Consider the following 15708-nt stretch of genomic DNA (forward strand, 5'->3'; position numbering starts at 1 on the left):
GCGGGGCTGCCAGTCGACGCGGCCAGGGCACACCAGCGAACCGCACTCGCCGGGCTGACGCCGAAGCGCTCGGCAGCCTGCCGGCGGGACAGGCCCTTTGAAACCGCCGCGACAACGCGGGCGCGTAAATCCAGAGACAGGGTGCGTGACGACATCCAGCGCCGGCCTCCATCCCGGCCGTCACCTTGAATCAGATCACACACAGATTGGGAATCCCAAATGATTCAATCAGCAAAGAAAACGCTCTAGCAGGTTGCGACCCACCGCAAGCCTTCGAACCTGACGAAGATAGTCTCGATGCAAGGCCGTATTTATGTTTTCGCGCGTCATATCTGACCAACTTTCGCGAGATTCATCATCCCGAAATGCTGGGCTCTATACCTTTTTCTTCCAGGGCGTCCCTGAACCAGTCGGGGTCATACCCGCAATCACCCGGCATCCGTCATACTGCAGAAAAACTGTCCAGCAGGGTAACGGCAGAGTATAATTGCTGATTGGCCCCGCAGTCATGAAAAAACTCAGCGGTCCTCCGCTCTAATCGGGAATGGCCTCCTATCTTCGCGCTAAGGCGCTCATGATCAAGGGAGAGTACAAGGACGCCCTGATGGCCGCGCACGCCGCCAGAAATCCAGAGCCGGATCATCTCTGCTTCAGAGAGCGCGTTACGGAGTGCGAACTTGCATTTTCGAATTCTGCCCTGTTGCATTACAGGGCAACACCGCGCTACATTCCCCGATTCAGCAACGATCAGTTTCTCTAAAAATACTCTCATTGCTCATGCCCACGCTGACGCAACCAAACGAATGACCATGAAGACCACAGTGCTGAATGGCAGGTACACAGCGTCTGGAGGCACCATGGCCGGATGCCATATTGGCAAGGCTCACAACCCGGCGTCGAACTGGCCCTGCGTACCAGACAAGCCTTGCTCCGCCCACTCCTAGACCGTCACCCATCCGCTCGACCGCATTTCATCCAGACGCGAGGCAGTCCGCTCGAACGCCTTTGCATTTTCACCGGTCTGGTACAGCGCCTCCGGCTCTGCCGCTGCACTGGCAAATAATGCTGTGTGGTTTTCATACATGACATCAACAAGCGTGATGAAACGCCGCGCCTTGTCGAACTGATCCGGCACAAGGGCGGGAATACCCTCAATGAAGAGCATGCGAAACCTGCCCACAATGGCCAGGTAATCGGCCGGTCCAAGCGCCTCGCCGCACAAGGCCTCGAAGGTAAACCACGCCACATCACCGCTGCATGCCGGGACCCTTATGTGACGCGATCCAATGGCCACAGAACCGGGTTCGGCACGGGTATCGGTCAGGGTTTCAAAGCGCTGGCGCAGATGCGCACGGTTTTCTTCCGAATCCGGAACAAGCCATGTCTGTGCATCGATCTCGCGTCCCCGGCGGTAATCACGGGCGGAGTCCAGCGTCATCACCGTCATGCAGCCCGCAAAAGCCTCGAGATAGGGTCGCATGGTCGCACGGTTCTGGGCCTGATGTTTCATAAGATCGGCTGGGGCCGTGTTGGATGTCGCGACGACCACGGTTCCCAATGCCATGACTCGATCAAGCAGACGCAGCACCAGAACGGCATCCGACATGTCGTTGATCTGGAACTCGTCGAAGCAAAGCAGTTCATATTGTTCGTGTATTTTATCTGCCATCTCGTGCACTGGATCTTCCCGACGCTCCCCCCTGCTCTGCCCCTTATGCAGGGCGCGTAGCACCTCCTGCATGAACACATGAAAGTGGATACGCCGCTTTTTGGTGAGACTCACCTCATGGCAGAACAGATCCATGAGCATGGTCTTGCCTCGTCCCACCTGCCCGACAAGATAAAGCCCACGGATCGGATCGGGCTTGCGTCTGGCAAGGCGTGAAAATAGCCCCGGTTTTGATTCGCGGCGCGCCGATAGCGCCTGCGCAAGCTGATTCAGAGCAAGTGCCGCTTCCCGCTGCGCAGCATCGGCCTCGATCTGCCCCTGATCAACAAGACGTTGATACGCGCTAAATACCGTGCTGACCGTCGAGGAAGGCAGGGTGAAACTCACGTCGGACATCGAACTCTCTCTTGTCGCGCAGCACGGGTTGGTTGCCCGCTTCTATCACGCCAGAAAGCAGAACGCGCCCCTTGTGAAAGGTCACGCATTGGTGAGGCGTAATATCGGAAAAAACCGGCCAAATCCGTAACATACAAGACAAAATCAGTGCCAATTCTCACATCAATATGCACATGACGAACCATCTGAATGAGACTATGTGGGTAATGTATCGCCCAGCCCGAACACAGAATTCAGAGGTATCGCCATGGCTTCCGACGGACGTGAAGCGTTCTATCACGGCACCGACACAGAGGGGCGGCCCATCAGACGGCCCATGTCGCCGCATCTGGATATCTATCGTTTCCGCCTCTCCATGGCGCTCTCTATCGGCAATCGCATTTCAGGTGTCGCTTCGTCCCTCGGTGCCGGTCTGGCTGTAGCGTGGCTTGCTGCCCTGGCACAGGGCCCACGTGCCTTTGCACGCGCCCAGCGCGTGGCGACACATCCTTTGGGCCGGCTGGTATTTCTCGGCTGGGGTGTCGCCACGATCTACCATTTCGTCGCCAGCATCCGCCATCTGATCTGGGATAGCGGCGCACGCTTCGAGAAGAAGGAAATCGACGAGGACGGGCGGCGTTCGGTCTTTGCCACGGCCGGGCTGTCGGTTGCGCTTGTCACGGCCTTCGTCGCCCTCTCCCGGCTGCGCAACAAGGGAACAAAAGCATGAACCGTTCTTCCGACATGCGCACGCCTCTGGCGCGTGCAAAGGGGCTTGGCGGCATGGCCGACGGGGCCGAGCACTGGACCGCTGAGCGTATCTCGGCCGTACTGCTCGGCCCGCTTTCCATATGGGGCGTTGCCCAGATCCTGCGTCTGGCCGGGCGCGACCGCGCGACCATTCTGTCCTGGGCAGGCCGTGTGCAGAATGCCGCCCCCCTTGGGCTGCTGATTGCCCTTACCGGCCGGCACGCCCAGCTCGGGCTGGAAGTTGTGGCCTCCGATTATTCGCGTGGCTGGCGACGCTTTGGCCTGCGTCTGGTCATTCGCCTGAGCACACTTCTTTTCGTGGCGCTCGGCTGCGCCTCACTCGCCCGTATCCTCATGACCCGCACGACGGAGGCAAAATAATGAGCGCGGAATCCGTCAGGAAATACCGTATTGTCGATCACGCCTATGATGTAGTGGTGGTGGGCGCGGGCGGCTCGGGCCTGCGTGCCACGCTGGGTATGGGGGCTGGTGGCCTGCGCACGGCCTGCGTCACCAAGGTTTTCCCCACACGCAGCCATACCGTGGCGGCCCAGGGCGGAATTGGCGCCTCACTCGGCAATATGTCCGAGGATAACTGGCGCTGGCACATGTACGACACCGTCAAGGGGTCGGACTGGCTGGGCGATCAGGACGCCATCGAGTTCATGTGCCGCGAGGCCGAAAGCGCCGTGATGGAGCTGGAACATTTCGGCGTTCCCTTCTCGCGCACGGAAGACGGCAAGATCTATCAGCGTCCGTTTGGCGGCCATATGAGCGAATATGGCAAGGCCCCTGTGGCCCGTGCCTGTGCCGCTGCCGACCGCACCGGCCACGCTATCCTGCACACGCTGTATCAGCAATGCCTCAAGCATCGCGTCGATTTCTACGTCGAGTATTACGTGCTCGACCTGATCATGGATGACGATGGGGTATGTCGCGGCATCGTGGCCTGGTGCCTCGATGACGGCTCCATCCATCGCTTCAGCGCCAAGATGGTCGTACTCGCAACCGGCGGTTACGGGCGCGCCTTCCAGAGCTGCACCTCGGCCCATTCCTGCACGGGTGATGGTGGCGGTCTGGCCATGCGCGCCGGTGTGCCGACACAGGACATGGAATTCGTGCAGTTTCATCCTACCGGCATTTTCCCGGCGGGCTGTCTGCTTACGGAAGGCTGTCGTGGTGAAGGCGGTTATCTGACCAATTCCGAGGGTGAGCGCTTCATGGAGCGCTACGCGCCCACCGCCAAGGATCTGGCCTCGCGCGATGTCGTGTCACGCGCCATGACCATCGAGATCAATGAAGGCCGTGGCTGTGGTCCCAAAAAGGACCATATCATGCTGCATCTGGAGCATCTCGGCCCGGAATTGCTGCACCAGCGTCTGCCCGGCATCTCTGAAACCGCGCGCATTTTCGCCGGGGTGGACGTGACCAAGGAGCCCGCTCCGGTGCTGCCCACGGTCCATTACAATATGGGCGGTGTACCGACCAATCTGCACGGCGAGGTCCTGCGCCCCACCAAGGACAATCTCGAAGCTGTCGTGCCCGGACTGATGGCGGTCGGTGAGGCCGCCTGCGTTTCCGTGCATGGAGCCAACCGTCTGGGGACAAACTCCCTGCTCGATCTGATCGTGTTCGGTCGTGCGGCTGGCAAGCGAGCTGCCGAGATCATCGATCCCAGCGTGCCGGTACCGCCGCTGCCCAAGGAGGCGGGCGAGGCCATTCTGGCCAAGTTCGACCAGACCCGCGAGGCTTCAGGCAAGTTCACCGTGGCGGAACTGCGTGAGCGCCTTCAGCGCATTATGCAGAGTCATGCAGCCGTGTTCCGCAATACGAAATCCCTCGCCGACGGATGCGAGAAAATCCGGGAGCTCTGGAAAGACGCGCAGCATATGGGGCTGGCCGATCGCTCGCTGATCTGGAACAGCGATCTGATGGAAGCCCTGGAATTCGCGAATTTGCTGGCCAATGCGACGGTGACGATCGAAAGTGCCCATGCACGCCATGAAACGCGTGGCGCCCATGCCCATGACGATTATCCCGAGCGCGATGACGAGCACTGGATGAAACATACCGTCTCCTATCTCGATAAGGATGGTGCGGTGAGCCTGCTCTACCGGCCGGTGCGGATGCAGACCCTGACCAATGATGTCGAGGTCTTCCCGCCCAAGAAACGTGTTTACTGAGGAGCCTCACCATGGTTGAACTCCGCCTGCCCAAAAACAGCACGACCCGCCCCGGCAAATTCTATCCGGCGCCTGCCGAAGCCAAGCGCAAGGCCACGTTTCAGGTCTATCGCTGGTCGCCCGATGACGAGTCCAATCCGAGCCTCGACAGCTATGAACTCGATCTCGACAAGGTCGGACCGATGGTTCTCGATGCCCTGCTCTATATCAAGGACCATATCGACGCGACGCTGACCTTCCGCCGCTCCTGCCGCGAGGGGATCTGCGGGTCCTGCGCCATGAACATCGATGGCGAGAACACGCTGGCCTGTCTCAAGCCCATCAGTTCGATCAAGGGCACGGTCAAGATCAATCCGCTGCCGCATATGCCGGTGGTGAAGGATCTGGTGCCCAACCTGAACGGCGCTTATGCCCAGCTTGAATCCATTCAGCCCTGGCTGAAAAGCGACACCCCGCCGCCGCCCGATACCGAACGCCTGCAAAGCGTAGAAGAGCGCGAGAAGCTGGATGGCATGTGGGAGTGCATCCTGTGCTTCTGCTGCAGCACGTCCTGCCCGTCCTATTGGTGGAATGGCGACCGCTATCTCGGCCCAGCCACACTGCTGGCCGCCAATCGCTGGATCATGGACAGCCGCGACGACCATACGGGCGAGCGACTGGAAGCGCTGGATGATTCCATGAAGCTCTATGGCTGCCGCACCATCATGAACTGCACCCAGACCTGCCCCAAGGGTCTGAACCCGGCCAAGGCCATCGCCAATATCAAGAAATTGCAGGTCGAGCGGGAATAGGCTCGACACCCTTGCAGATCAGAAAAGAAAAGGTCGGGATACTCTCCCGGCCTTTTTTATTTCCAACCGTTTATCCAACTTGGCGCGGGCTACGTTCGACGTAGGGCCGCGACACAATGGCAGCGAGCAATCCACACGCCGCCGCCGCAGAAAGCCACAATGCGGGCATGGCCCTGTCCTGGGTCTGCAAGATTAGCCAAGTGCATACGACCGGGCTAAACCCGCCGATGCAGGTGGCTAGACTGTAAGCCAGGGAGAAACCCGTCGTGCGTATACGCGGCGGTACGATCTCGGTCAGCCAGACGATGGCGGCCCCGTTATAGGCACTGTAGAGTATCGCCAAAGCCAGCTCGACACTGAGCAACCTGCCGAAGCTCGGCGCAGCCACCAACCATTTCATCATCGGCCATGCCAGACACAGCACGAGCGCTGTGGCGCCAATCAGCAGCTTCTTGCGCCCGATCCTGTCGGAAACCAGCCCGAAAACAGGGACCAGAACCAGATTAGCAAGCCCCGCGCAAAGCGTGACCAGCAGCGCATCCTGTCGCCCCAGATGCAACACGCGCGTGCCAAAAGCGGGGCAATAGGCGGTGATCACATAAAACGAGACCGTGCTCATCACACCGGTCAGGATACCAATCAGCCCCACATACCAGTTACGGACCAAAGACACCGCAATCTCCCAAATGCCGGGATGCGTGGCCTGAGAGGAGAAAGCCTCGGTCTCCTGCAGATTGCGGCGCAGGAATATGAGCACAGGCACAATCATGCAGCCCAGCGCGAGCGGAATTCGCCACCCCCAGGCCGCCATGACCGGACCGCCCAGCAGGGATGTCAGGCCAAATCCGATTGCCGCGGCCAGCACGACGGCCAGCTGGATAGAGGCAGACTGGAAAGCCACGATGAAACCACGATTTTTCTCCGTGGCGATTTCGGACAGATAGACAGAACTCGATCCCACCTCGACCCCGGCAGAAAACCCCTGGATCAGCCGCCCAAGCAGCACCAGAAGCGGCGCGAGAAAACCGATCCTCTTGTAACTGGGCGTCAGAGCCAGGGTCATGGTGCCAATGGCCATGAGGGTGAGCGTGAGGATAAGCCCCTTGCGCCGCCCGATACGATCAACATAGGCGCCAAGCACGAGCGCGCCGAGTGGACGCATCAGAAACCCGGCACCGAACGTGGCGAAAGACGACATCAGCTCGGCCTGGGCATTGCCCGAAGGGAAAAACGCCTTGCCGATATCGGCAGCGTAATAGCCAAACACCATGAAATCATACATTTCGAGCATGTTGCCGCTCGCGACCTGGCCTACGGCCTTGGCAAGACGACGGCGTGAGGGCGGCTCGTTTGTCATGATGCGGGTTCGCTTCTGTCGTGATGAATGTCAGATCTGCCAGGCTGGGGGTTCAGGCTAGCAGGATGAAATCCATCCTAACGACAAACAGGCAACATGCGAAATGATGCAGGCAAAGTGCAGGTATACTATCAGTACAGGGCAGTTATCGCCACGCGCAGCCGGGCTTGTTCGCCTCGTATTCCTTCATGAGATCAGCCAGGCCGTGCTGACGCTTCGTCTTGAGCCTCGCTGCGACCAGTATCGACTGTGCCTCCCGCACGGCGCGATCAAGCTCAGCATTGACGATCACATGATCGAATTCGCTCCAGTGCGAAATTTCGGCCAGAGCTGCGCCCATGCGCTTGTCAATTTCGGACTCCGCATCCGAAGCACGCGAGCGCAGGCGGCGGTCGAGCTCCTTCATCGAGGGGGGGAGCACGAAAAGGCTTACCACGTCGTCCGGCAGCGCCGCGCGCAGGAGCCTGTGCCCCTGCCAGTCAATATCGAACACCATGTCCCGCCCGCTGGCGAGCGCGGCCTCGACGGGCGCACGGGGGGTGCCGTAGCCGCGACCGAACACCTCGGCCCATTCCAGCAACTCCCCTTTCGTGGCCATGTCGCGAAACTGGTCCATGCTGCGGAAATGGTAATGTACGCCCTCTTTTTCGCCGGGACGCGGGGCTCGCGTGGTAACCGATACGGAATGGGCAAGGCTGGAATCACTCGCGCGCAGCGCATTGGCAATGGTCGATTTCCCCGCGCCGGAGGGTGCCGAAATCACGAGGCAGACGCCACGTCTTGCTATGGTCGTCATGTCACACCTCCAGTCCCACGTCATCACTCGTGCTGAGCCATAGCCGTTCGGGCAGGATTTGAAAACATGGGCGCTGTGAAGAGACCATGCTACTGGCGCAGCCCGAAGCCGAAGCGAGTTACGCCAGCGCTTACACTACACCGAGGAGAAGCGGCCCCGATGCAACAGTCAGTCTCAGGGGATGAGTTTTCGCGCCTGCAGCAGGGTAAACAGATCGGCAAAGGAGCGCCGCGTATCGTGATACCCTGTAAAGCCGAACAGACGGCTTTTCGTCATATCGGTCGCACATTCCACAGGGCGGCCCAGATCAGCATCCGTATGCCACGGCGAGGCCAGACGGGTCAGGTCGGGCTCAACCAGATCATGCTTTTGGGCGAGCGCCGACCATACATCCTCCTTGCCGCGCATCAGGGCTTCGAGCGACGTTGCCTCACCGGGATAGGGCGCAGCCTCGATGCCAAACCAGTTGGCCAGTTCACCCCACAGGCTCGACCAGCGAAACACGTCGCCATTAACCACATTGAACGCCTGGTTACGCCCGGCCGGGTTTGTCGAGGCCCAGAAAATCTGGCTCGCAAGCTGCCTTGCATCCGTGACATCGGTGAGCGCGTTCCACTGGGTCGGGGAGCCGGGAAACACGAAGGGCATCCCCGTCTCGCGGCACAGCGAGGCATAGACGGCGAGCGTGGTGCCCATATTCATCAGATTGCCAATGGCAAAGCCGATTACCGTATGAGGGCGATGCACCGACCACGTGAAGTTGAGGCTAAGCGATGCCTCAAACAGCACGTCTTCCTGCGCGTAATAGAAATTCTCGACATCCAGCCGCCCCATGCTTTCACGGAAAGGGGTGACCGGCGCTGCCCCTCTGGCATAGGCATCGAATGGCCCGAGATAATGCTTGAGCCCGGTAACAAGCGCTGCATGAACAAGGGCTTCCGGCCTGGGGAGCGCCTCGAACACATTGCGCAGCATGGCGGCATTGGCGATGCAGTTCTCGCGCTCGGTCTCTCGTCGCGTCCATGTAGTGAAGAACACATGGCTTGGCGCGATATCTGCCAGCGCCGCCTTCAGCCCCTGCGGGTCGAGCGTGTCGGCCTTGACCGGCAATACCGCAGTGGGAAGCGCCTCGACACGGCGGGCAAGGCCATAAACGGTCCAGCCTTCGGCCACCAGACGATTGGCAAGATTTTGCCCGACCAGACCGGTCGCACCGATGATAAGGGCAGTATGGGTCATGAGAAATTCTCCAGCATCGTTCCTGTCTTTGCGAAGCTGGGGCGAGGGAATAAAAAACACAATCCGGCACCTTTTTGTGCCCTGGTTACCTGAAGGGCTCCATGACCGACCCCACCCCGTCTCCTGATCTGCTGGCAGGCTACCGTCAGGCCCCTTATGCCGAGGATTGCGCCCCACGGCGTCTGCTCAAGCTGTTTTCAGGCAAATGGGTGACCATGATCCTGCATGCCCTGCATATGTCCGGGGGGTCAGCCCGCCCCGGCGCCCTGCAGCGCAACCTGCCCGGCTTATCGAAAAAGATGATGACCCAGACGCTACGCGACCTTCAGACGGCCGGTCTGGTTGAACGGGTCGTGATCCAGACCATGCCACCCAATGTGGAATACAGGCTGACCGCGCTTGGCCAGCGCTTTATCGAACCGCTGGAAATGCTTTATTGCTGGGGTGTCCGCCATGCGGATCTCCTGCAGCAGCTTGGCCAGCAACCCGACTGACAAGCGCCCGAGTGATCCGCACCCGACTGATCAGCGTCCCACGAGCGCTTTCATGCTTGCGGGATAACGTTCACCCACAACGTCGATCTGCGTCAGCGCCTCGTCGATCGCCTGCAATTCATCGGAGCCAAGTGCCAGTGTCGCGCCGCCGAGATTTTCCTCCAGACGCGACAGGCGACGCGTACCGGGAATGGGTACGATCCACGGCTTGCGGGCCAGAAGCCAGGCAAGCGCAATCTGCGCCGGGGTGGCCTGACGCTGCACCGCAATGGCTTCGAGCTGCGTGACTAGCGCCTTATTGGCCTGCAACGCCTCCGGAGCAAAACGTGGCACGATCTTGCGGAAATCCTGATCGTTGAACTGTGTGCTCGTGTCGATCTTGCCCGTCAGGAAGCCCTTGCCCAGCGGGCTGAAAGGCACAAACCCGATGCCAAGTTCTTCCAGCAGCGGCAGGATTTCCTGTTCGGGCTCGCGCCACCAGAGCGAATATTCGCTTTGCAGGGCGGCGACCGGCTGCACCGCGTGAGCCTTGCGAATGGACGCCGCACCCGCTTCGGACAGGCCGAAATGGCGGATTTTACCCTCCCATATGAGTTCCTTGACCGTCCCAGCCACATCCTCCATCGGCACATCAGGATCGACACGATGCTGATAGAACAGATCGATCACATCGGTACGCAGGCGCCTGAGCGCGTCCTCGGCAACCTGACGGATGCGGGCCGGATGACTGTCGAGCCCATCGCCCGGCCGGCCATTGCGAAAGCCGAACTTCGTGGCAATCACCACATCCTTGCGGAAAGGCGCGAGCGCCTCGCCCAGCAGGCTCTCATTGGTGCCGGGGCCATAAGCCTCGGCGGTGTCGAAAAACGTGACCCCGCGCTCATAGGCACCGCGCAGGAAGGTGATGGCGCTTTCATGTTCCTCGGCGGGGCCATAACCGAAACTCAGCCCCATGCATCCCAGACCAAGGGCTGAAACCTCGAGTCCGCTTTTTCCCAAAACCCGCTTTTCCATGTTCCGGTCTCTTTCCGATGATTATGATGTGTGTGGGGACCTGTTCAGCCCTCAACCTCAGTCAGCGCGGCGGTATTGTTCGTCGCTCACCTTATCCAGCCATCGGGTGGAAACACCCTCGACGCTCTCGGTAATGGCGACATGGCTCATCGCGCATAGCGCCGAGGCACCGTGCCAGTGTTTCTCATCGGGCTCGAAAAACACGATATCGCCGGGGCGCACTTCCTCTACCGCGCCGCCGTCGCGCTGCACCCAGCCCAGCCCGGAAAGCACCAGAATGGTCTGTCCCTTGGGGTGCGTATGCCAGGCCGTACGGGCACCGGGCTCGAAAGTGACCGTTGCACAGGCCAGTGCACCGCTTCCCGAAAAAGGCGCGTCCACACGCACCCTGCCGGTAAACCAGGCGTCATTTCCCTGCGCAGAGGCTGTGCTACCTGAACGTGTGATCTGCATGGTGATCCCTTTCCCGAAATTCCCGGATCAGCCGCCTTGCGGGCGCGACGGGGCGATGAGTCATAAAACCATTATCCTGCGCAAACGATTAGCGCGTATAATCGGCACGTACCTATGTTGGATTTTCATGAATGAAACGCGATGATCTGGTCGATCTGAACGCCTTTCTGGCCGTAGCGGAAGAGCAGAGCTTTACGCGAGCGGCGGCAAGGCTCGGCACCTCGCAATCGGCACTCAGCCATACGATCAGACGGCTCGAAACCCGCCTTGGCGTGCGGCTTCTGACACGCACCACGCGACGGGTCTCGGCCACCCTCGCCGGCGAAAGGTTACTCCAGACCCTTGTCCCTGCGCTTGACAGTATCAGCGACGAAATCGCTGCCATCAGTGAATTGTCCGAGCGCCCCTCAGGCACGATCCGGCTCACGACCTCCGACCATGCCGCCCGAACCCTGATCTGGCCCGCATTGCGGCGCCTGCTGCCCGGATACCCGGAAATACAGGCCGAACTCGCCATCGATTCAGGCCTGACCGATATCGTGGCCGAGCGCTTCGATGCGGGTGTGCGGCTGGAAGAAACCATCGCACGTGACATGATTGCGGTACCGATCGGGCCACCGTTGCGCATGGCCGTTGTGGGCGCCCCTGCTTATTTCGCGCATCAGGCGCCGCCCCGGCAGCCGCAGGATCTGTCACAGCATCAATGCCTGAAACTGCGCATGGCCAGCTCGGGGGCGATCTATGCCTGGGAGCTTGAAAAAGGGCGACGCAGCCTGCGTGTTCGCCCCGAGGGGCCCCTGACATTCAACAATGCTCCCATGCTGCTCGAAGCTGCACGAGACGGGTTTGGCCTGGCCTGCGTCATGGAGGATCAGATTCTCGATGATGTGGCAGCCGGACGACTTGTCCGCGTGCTGGAGGATTGGTGTCCCCCCTTCCCCGGCTACCATCTCTATTACCCCAGCCGCCGCAATACCTCGGCAGCCTTTCGACTGCTTGTCGAGGCCTTGCGGTATCGCGCCTGAAACAGCGCCTCTTGCTCAGTATTCCTGAGCGGTCGGACGGAACAGGATTTCGTTGATATCCACCGCCTCGGGCTGGCTCATGGCAAACACCACACATTCCGCGAAGGATTCCGGCGGAATGGCGTAATTCTGGTAGAACGCCTTCATTGATTTCGCCGTATCCGGATCGGTGATGCTGTCTGTCAGTTCTGTCGCCACCGCACCGGGGGAGATGATGGTGGTGCGGATATTATAGGGTTTGACCTCCTGCCGCAGTCCTTCAGAGACAACACGCACAGCCGATTTGGTGGCGGAATAGACGGCTCCACCGGGCCCGACCTTATGCCCCGCTACGGAAGACACGTTGATGATATGGCCGCTCTTCTGCTTCTGCATCTGCGGCAGAACAGCGGCGATGCCATAAAGCGTGCCCTTGAGATTGACATCGATCATGCGATCCCAATCCTCGATGCGACGCTTTTCAAGCGGCGAATGAGGCATCAAACCGGCATTGTTGATCAGCACATCCACACGCCCATGCAGCGCAATGGCGTGATCGACCAGAGCCTGCACCTCGGCGCTTCGGCTGACATCGGTTTGTCTGACAGCATCACGCCCAATGGAAAGGGAATCCGCCAGGGCTTCAAGCCTGTCGAGACGCCGAGCCCCCAGAACGATTTTGGCCCCTTCTGCAGCAAGACGGCGCGCAACTGCCTCGCCCAGCCCGCTGCTCGCCCCGGTCACCACAACGACCTTGCCTGCAATTTCCCTGGTCATGATCAGGACTCCTTCCTGTCGGCAAAAACCTGTTTCGCAATGCCCAGCGCGGTCGAGGCGGTAGGCCAACCGGCATAAAAAGCGAGATGGGTGATGATTTCGATAATCTCTGCCTCGGTCACACCGGTCTCGAGCGCCTTGCGCAGATGAAAGCCGAGTTCATTGCCTCGATAAAGGCTGATCAGGCATGTGACGGTGACGATACAGCGCTCGCGCGGTGCAAGGCCGGGCCGGGCCCAGACCTCGTCAAAAAGCACCGTATCGGTGTAGCGCGCCAGATCTGGCGCAATATCACCAAACGCCTTGTGCGCCGTTGTCGAGGCAGGAATGTTCTGCTCTGCGCGGGGCTCGTTCATGACCTGACCCTCCCTGTCATTATTGGCAAGGGCTTAGTCTAGAGCGGGAGAGCCCAAGCCAATAAGATCATGAATTCTGCATGGTCCTATATCGACCATTCATGAAACCGGGAGAGGATCAAGCGAGCCGTGCCGTTGCCCGCCTTGCCTTCACCCTGCCACCAGCAGACCCGAGAAACATGCCTGTATATGAGAGCGCGCCCGCGTTACCGCGGCCAGTGGGGGGGGCCTTGTCGGGGTCCTGCTCGGCCTCAACCACCATCCAGCCCTGATAACCGCTTTGGACGACAAATGCTGCGAGCGGGCCGCAATCGATGCAGCCATCACCCGGCGCGGTAAACACCCCCGCGCGTACGGCGCCATTGAAACTCAGATCATCGCCGCGCGCACGCTCCAGTACTGCCGGGCGCACATCCTTGAGGTGAATATGACAGATACGTGCGCCATAGCGATCGATCAGACGGCGATAATCGAACCCTGCCGCCATTGCGTGCCCGGTATCGAGCAAAAGACCCACCTCGGCCGAGAGCGCATCGAAAACCTGACAGATTTACGGAAACGTTTCTGCCACCATCATCAGATGATGATGATGATAGGCAAGATGTTATGCCGTACCGCGCGCGCAGCATGGCATCGAAAACACTCAGCTGTCCGGCATAGTCGCGCAAGGCCTCACGCGACAGTTACAGGCGGCGTGACATGGGCTCATCGAGTGGCGCGGCAGACGCGGCCATGGCGCCACATTCACCATAAACCATGACCTAACAGCCCATCGCCCGCAGAAGCTGGGCATGACTTGCGACATCCGCCCATTCCTCCTCCACATCGCGCTCACCCAGCCGGCCCGAATACCAGCCCGAAGCCAGCGCCAGGTGATGGCGCTGCAGAACAGGTGTCAGATCCTCGGCATTGCGCGGATATTTTCGCCCCAGCTCCGTCCCGTCATACCCGGCGGTGGCGATCTCGCTCAGACATTGGTCAAGCGGCGTCTCACCGACCAGATCATTCAGCACATCGTTCGTCCATGAAAGCGGGCTGCATCCCAGCCTGACGTTCGGCGGCAGACCCGCGCTGCCTGATGTCTCGTCCCTCATCACCCCTCCGGTCACAGGTGCTCATCGTTCCGATTGCCTGAGGCTAGGGCAGAGCGTGGGGCTGGACACGCACAGATTTGATGCGTTCGCATCACTTGGGTGAGATATATAACATATGTCATAACAGATGGTCGGATATGCCATGTCGCAGCGCGCCACGATCCACGATATTGCCCGGTATTCAGGGGTTTCAACGGCGACAGTCGATCGGGTGATCAATGGCCGCGGCGGCGTAAGACCCGACAAGGAACGTGTGGTGCTGGAAGCCGCCCGCGAGCTGGGTGATGGCCGTAGGCTGATCGCCCTCCATGCACGGCTTGCACGTATTGCCGTGGTTACCCAGCCGCCAGTCAACCCGTTTCATGCGGCATTGCAGGATGCTTTTCGCGTTATCATGCCTGCCTACAGGGAACAGAATATCGCGTGTTTCGAACACCATGCCAGCATTGAGCATCCTGACCGGGCGGCAAGTCTCCTCCGTACGCTGGCCCGTGAATATGACGGGCTCATCCTGTGTCTGCCCGATCACCCCGGCATCAGGCAGGCCGTAAGCGATGCCTGCGCGAGACTTCCCGTTGTGACCATTGCTTCCGACATCACGGCTCCCGAGCGTCTAGCCTATATCGGCTCGGACAACTACCGTGCCGGTCGTATTGCGGCTGACATGATGGGCCGCCTGCTCGGCCCGCGTGAGGGGCGCGTGGCCCTCATTGCGGGGACGATGCATTATATTGGGCATCAGCAGCGCTATGCAGGCTTCATGGCAGCACTCGATGAGCGCTACGCAGCACTCAGTGCCACACCTGCGCTGGAATGTCTGGAAAACGACGACAGGGCAGCCGACGCCGTTCATGCCCTGCTGCAGGAACATCACGATATTGTCGGGATCTATCATTTCTCGACCGGGGCCGACGCCATTGCACGCCTGCTTGAAAAGCAGGGCATGGCCGACAGGCTGGTCTTCATCACCCACGAACTGACACCCCACCGCGCTACGTTGCTGCACTCAGGCACGATCGACATTGTGCTCGACCAGAACCCCATGCTTGAGGCGCGAACGGCACTTTCCACTCTCAGCCACTATCTGGGGCGCTGCACTACCCCCCTCGACGGCCCCATTATTCCGCTATCGGTTCATACACGCGAGACCGTCTGATCAGCGATCGCGAGACACCCTGCCTCCATGCCCAGTGCAGGGGCAAGACGAAAGAAAAGACCTCATCATGGCAAGGCGGCAAATCAGGAGACCATCAAGACTGTTGGCAGCCTCCACCAGTCATGTATCGTCTGAAGGCACTCTGGATGTCATGATCACCACCGGAAATCACAAAAATATTATCCAAAATAATTTTGCAA

At 59.9% G+C, this 15708-nt stretch carries 18 protein-coding genes; 7 read left to right on the forward strand and 11 right to left on the reverse strand.

Features of this window, described 5'->3' with window-relative positions; all coding sequences use genetic code 11:
* The coding region (locus tag ACWNRM_RS09065) for a helix-turn-helix domain-containing protein (RefSeq protein ID WP_485170596.1) at positions 1 to 155 on the reverse strand (155 nt) is incomplete at its 3' end.
* 785 nt (positions 156 to 940) lie between these two features.
* Positions 941 to 2065, reverse strand: a complete 1125-nt coding sequence (gene zapE / locus ACWNRM_RS09070; RefSeq protein WP_485170482.1) for a cell division protein ZapE — start codon at positions 2063 to 2065, stop codon at positions 941 to 943.
* A gap of 247 nt (positions 2066 to 2312) precedes the next feature.
* Here zapE and sdhC point away from each other — a divergent pair, with 247 nt between their 5' ends.
* From sdhC to ACWNRM_RS09090, 4 genes are read left to right on the forward strand one after another with little or no spacing between them, the layout of a single operon-like run.
* Positions 2313 to 2774, forward strand: coding sequence for a succinate dehydrogenase, cytochrome b556 subunit (gene sdhC / locus ACWNRM_RS09075; RefSeq protein ID WP_485170483.1), 462 nt, complete (start codon positions 2313 to 2315; stop codon positions 2772 to 2774).
* Positions 2771 to 3175, forward strand: coding sequence for a succinate dehydrogenase, hydrophobic membrane anchor protein (gene sdhD / locus ACWNRM_RS09080; protein WP_485170484.1), 405 nt, complete (start codon positions 2771 to 2773; stop codon positions 3173 to 3175). The genes sdhC and sdhD overlap by 4 nt, the downstream gene beginning before the upstream one ends.
* A complete protein-coding gene (gene sdhA / locus ACWNRM_RS09085; RefSeq protein WP_485170485.1) occupies positions 3175 to 4977 on the forward strand; it encodes a succinate dehydrogenase flavoprotein subunit in 1803 nt (600 codons plus the stop codon). Before sdhD ends, sdhA begins: the two co-directional genes overlap by 1 nt.
* Before the next feature lie 11 nt (positions 4978 to 4988).
* Positions 4989 to 5768 carry a succinate dehydrogenase iron-sulfur subunit gene (locus ACWNRM_RS09090; RefSeq protein WP_023979649.1) on the forward strand — a complete coding sequence of 260 codons (780 nt, stop codon included), beginning with the start codon at positions 4989 to 4991 and terminating at the stop codon, positions 5766 to 5768.
* Between the two features lie 70 nt (positions 5769 to 5838).
* Here the strand turns inward: ACWNRM_RS09090 and tcuC are convergent, their stop codons facing one another.
* The 3 genes from tcuC to ACWNRM_RS09105 all read right to left on the reverse strand — a co-directional run bounded on the left by tcuC (position 5839) and on the right by ACWNRM_RS09105 (position 9160).
* The gene (gene tcuC / locus ACWNRM_RS09095) at positions 5839 to 7125 is read right to left on the reverse strand and encodes a tricarballylate/proton symporter TcuC (RefSeq protein ID WP_485170486.1); all 1287 of its coding nucleotides are present in this window, start codon (positions 7123 to 7125) and stop codon (positions 5839 to 5841) included.
* Between the two features lie 145 nt (positions 7126 to 7270).
* Complete coding sequence (gmk, locus tag ACWNRM_RS09100) at positions 7271 to 7921, reverse strand: guanylate kinase (protein WP_485170487.1); 651 nt, start codon at positions 7919 to 7921, stop codon at positions 7271 to 7273.
* 174 nt (positions 7922 to 8095) lie between these two features.
* The gene (locus ACWNRM_RS09105; RefSeq protein ID WP_485170488.1) at positions 8096 to 9160 is read right to left on the reverse strand and encodes an SDR family oxidoreductase; all 1065 of its coding nucleotides are present in this window, start codon (positions 9158 to 9160) and stop codon (positions 8096 to 8098) included.
* A gap of 101 nt (positions 9161 to 9261) precedes the next feature.
* Here ACWNRM_RS09105 and ACWNRM_RS09110 point away from each other — a divergent pair, with 101 nt between their 5' ends.
* Entirely contained in the window at positions 9262 to 9654 is a 393-nt protein-coding gene (locus tag ACWNRM_RS09110) for a winged helix-turn-helix transcriptional regulator (RefSeq protein WP_023979644.1), read from the forward strand.
* Between the two features lie 30 nt (positions 9655 to 9684).
* Here the strand turns inward: ACWNRM_RS09110 and ACWNRM_RS09115 are convergent, their stop codons facing one another.
* On the reverse strand, positions 9685 to 10668 hold the full coding sequence (locus tag ACWNRM_RS09115; protein ID WP_485170489.1) for an aldo/keto reductase: 984 nt from the start codon (positions 10666 to 10668) through the stop codon (positions 9685 to 9687).
* A 57-nt stretch (positions 10669 to 10725) separates the two neighbouring features.
* Positions 10726 to 11121: a (R)-mandelonitrile lyase gene (locus ACWNRM_RS09120; RefSeq protein ID WP_062163870.1), complete on the reverse strand. Its 396-nt coding sequence runs from the start codon at positions 11119 to 11121 to the stop codon at positions 10726 to 10728.
* 131 nt (positions 11122 to 11252) lie between these two features.
* Between ACWNRM_RS09120 and ACWNRM_RS09125 the strand changes: the two genes are divergently transcribed.
* Positions 11253 to 12146 carry a LysR family transcriptional regulator gene (locus ACWNRM_RS09125; protein WP_485170490.1) on the forward strand — a complete coding sequence of 298 codons (894 nt, stop codon included), beginning with the start codon at positions 11253 to 11255 and terminating at the stop codon, positions 12144 to 12146.
* Between the two features lie 15 nt (positions 12147 to 12161).
* Here ACWNRM_RS09125 and ACWNRM_RS09130 read toward each other — a convergent pair whose 3' ends face one another.
* The 4 genes from ACWNRM_RS09130 to ACWNRM_RS09145 all read right to left on the reverse strand — a co-directional run bounded on the left by ACWNRM_RS09130 (position 12162) and on the right by ACWNRM_RS09145 (position 14352).
* Positions 12162 to 12902, reverse strand: coding sequence for an SDR family oxidoreductase (locus ACWNRM_RS09130; RefSeq protein WP_485170491.1), 741 nt, complete (start codon positions 12900 to 12902; stop codon positions 12162 to 12164).
* Positions 12903 to 12904: 2 nt separating this feature from the next.
* A complete protein-coding gene (locus tag ACWNRM_RS09135; protein ID WP_485170492.1) occupies positions 12905 to 13258 on the reverse strand; it encodes a carboxymuconolactone decarboxylase family protein in 354 nt (117 codons plus the stop codon).
* A 118-nt stretch (positions 13259 to 13376) separates the two neighbouring features.
* The gene (locus ACWNRM_RS09140; protein ID WP_485170493.1) at positions 13377 to 13766 is read right to left on the reverse strand and encodes a TIM barrel protein; all 390 of its coding nucleotides are present in this window, start codon (positions 13764 to 13766) and stop codon (positions 13377 to 13379) included.
* Positions 13767 to 14019: 253 nt separating this feature from the next.
* On the reverse strand, positions 14020 to 14352 hold the full coding sequence (locus ACWNRM_RS09145; protein WP_485170494.1) for a hypothetical protein: 333 nt from the start codon (positions 14350 to 14352) through the stop codon (positions 14020 to 14022).
* Positions 14353 to 14494: 142 nt separating this feature from the next.
* Between ACWNRM_RS09145 and ACWNRM_RS09150 the strand changes: the two genes are divergently transcribed.
* Positions 14495 to 15508: a LacI family DNA-binding transcriptional regulator gene (locus ACWNRM_RS09150; protein ID WP_485170495.1), complete on the forward strand. Its 1014-nt coding sequence runs from the start codon at positions 14495 to 14497 to the stop codon at positions 15506 to 15508.
* The last annotated feature ends 200 nt before the right edge of the window (positions 15509 to 15708 follow it).

This window comes from Asaia sp. A2 (assembly GCF_057319415.1).

Coding starts and splice junctions, on each gene's coding strand:
- zapE (WP_485170482.1), bottom strand. CDS start 2,065: ATGTCCGACGTGAGTTTCACCCTGCCTTCCTCGACGGTCAGCACGGTA.
- sdhC (WP_485170483.1), top strand. CDS start 2,313: ATGGCTTCCGACGGACGTGAAGCGTTCTATCACGGCACCGACACAGAG.
- sdhD (WP_485170484.1), top strand. CDS start 2,771: ATGAACCGTTCTTCCGACATGCGCACGCCTCTGGCGCGTGCAAAGGGG.
- sdhA (WP_485170485.1), top strand. CDS start 3,175: ATGAGCGCGGAATCCGTCAGGAAATACCGTATTGTCGATCACGCCTAT.
- ACWNRM_RS09090 (WP_023979649.1), top strand. CDS start 4,989: ATGGTTGAACTCCGCCTGCCCAAAAACAGCACGACCCGCCCCGGCAAA.
- tcuC (WP_485170486.1), bottom strand. CDS start 7,125: ATGACAAACGAGCCGCCCTCACGCCGTCGTCTTGCCAAGGCCGTAGGC.
- gmk (WP_485170487.1), bottom strand. CDS start 7,921: ATGACGACCATAGCAAGACGTGGCGTCTGCCTCGTGATTTCGGCACCC.
- ACWNRM_RS09105 (WP_485170488.1), bottom strand. CDS start 9,160: ATGACCCATACTGCCCTTATCATCGGTGCGACCGGTCTGGTCGGGCAA.
- ACWNRM_RS09110 (WP_023979644.1), top strand. CDS start 9,262: ATGACCGACCCCACCCCGTCTCCTGATCTGCTGGCAGGCTACCGTCAG.
- ACWNRM_RS09115 (WP_485170489.1), bottom strand. CDS start 10,668: ATGGAAAAGCGGGTTTTGGGAAAAAGCGGACTCGAGGTTTCAGCCCTT.
- ACWNRM_RS09120 (WP_062163870.1), bottom strand. CDS start 11,121: ATGCAGATCACACGTTCAGGTAGCACAGCCTCTGCGCAGGGAAATGAC.
- ACWNRM_RS09125 (WP_485170490.1), top strand. CDS start 11,253: ATGAAACGCGATGATCTGGTCGATCTGAACGCCTTTCTGGCCGTAGCG.
- ACWNRM_RS09130 (WP_485170491.1), bottom strand. CDS start 12,902: ATGACCAGGGAAATTGCAGGCAAGGTCGTTGTGGTGACCGGGGCGAGC.
- ACWNRM_RS09135 (WP_485170492.1), bottom strand. CDS start 13,258: ATGAACGAGCCCCGCGCAGAGCAGAACATTCCTGCCTCGACAACGGCG.
- ACWNRM_RS09145 (WP_485170494.1), bottom strand. CDS start 14,352: ATGAGGGACGAGACATCAGGCAGCGCGGGTCTGCCGCCGAACGTCAGG.
- ACWNRM_RS09150 (WP_485170495.1), top strand. CDS start 14,495: ATGTCGCAGCGCGCCACGATCCACGATATTGCCCGGTATTCAGGGGTT.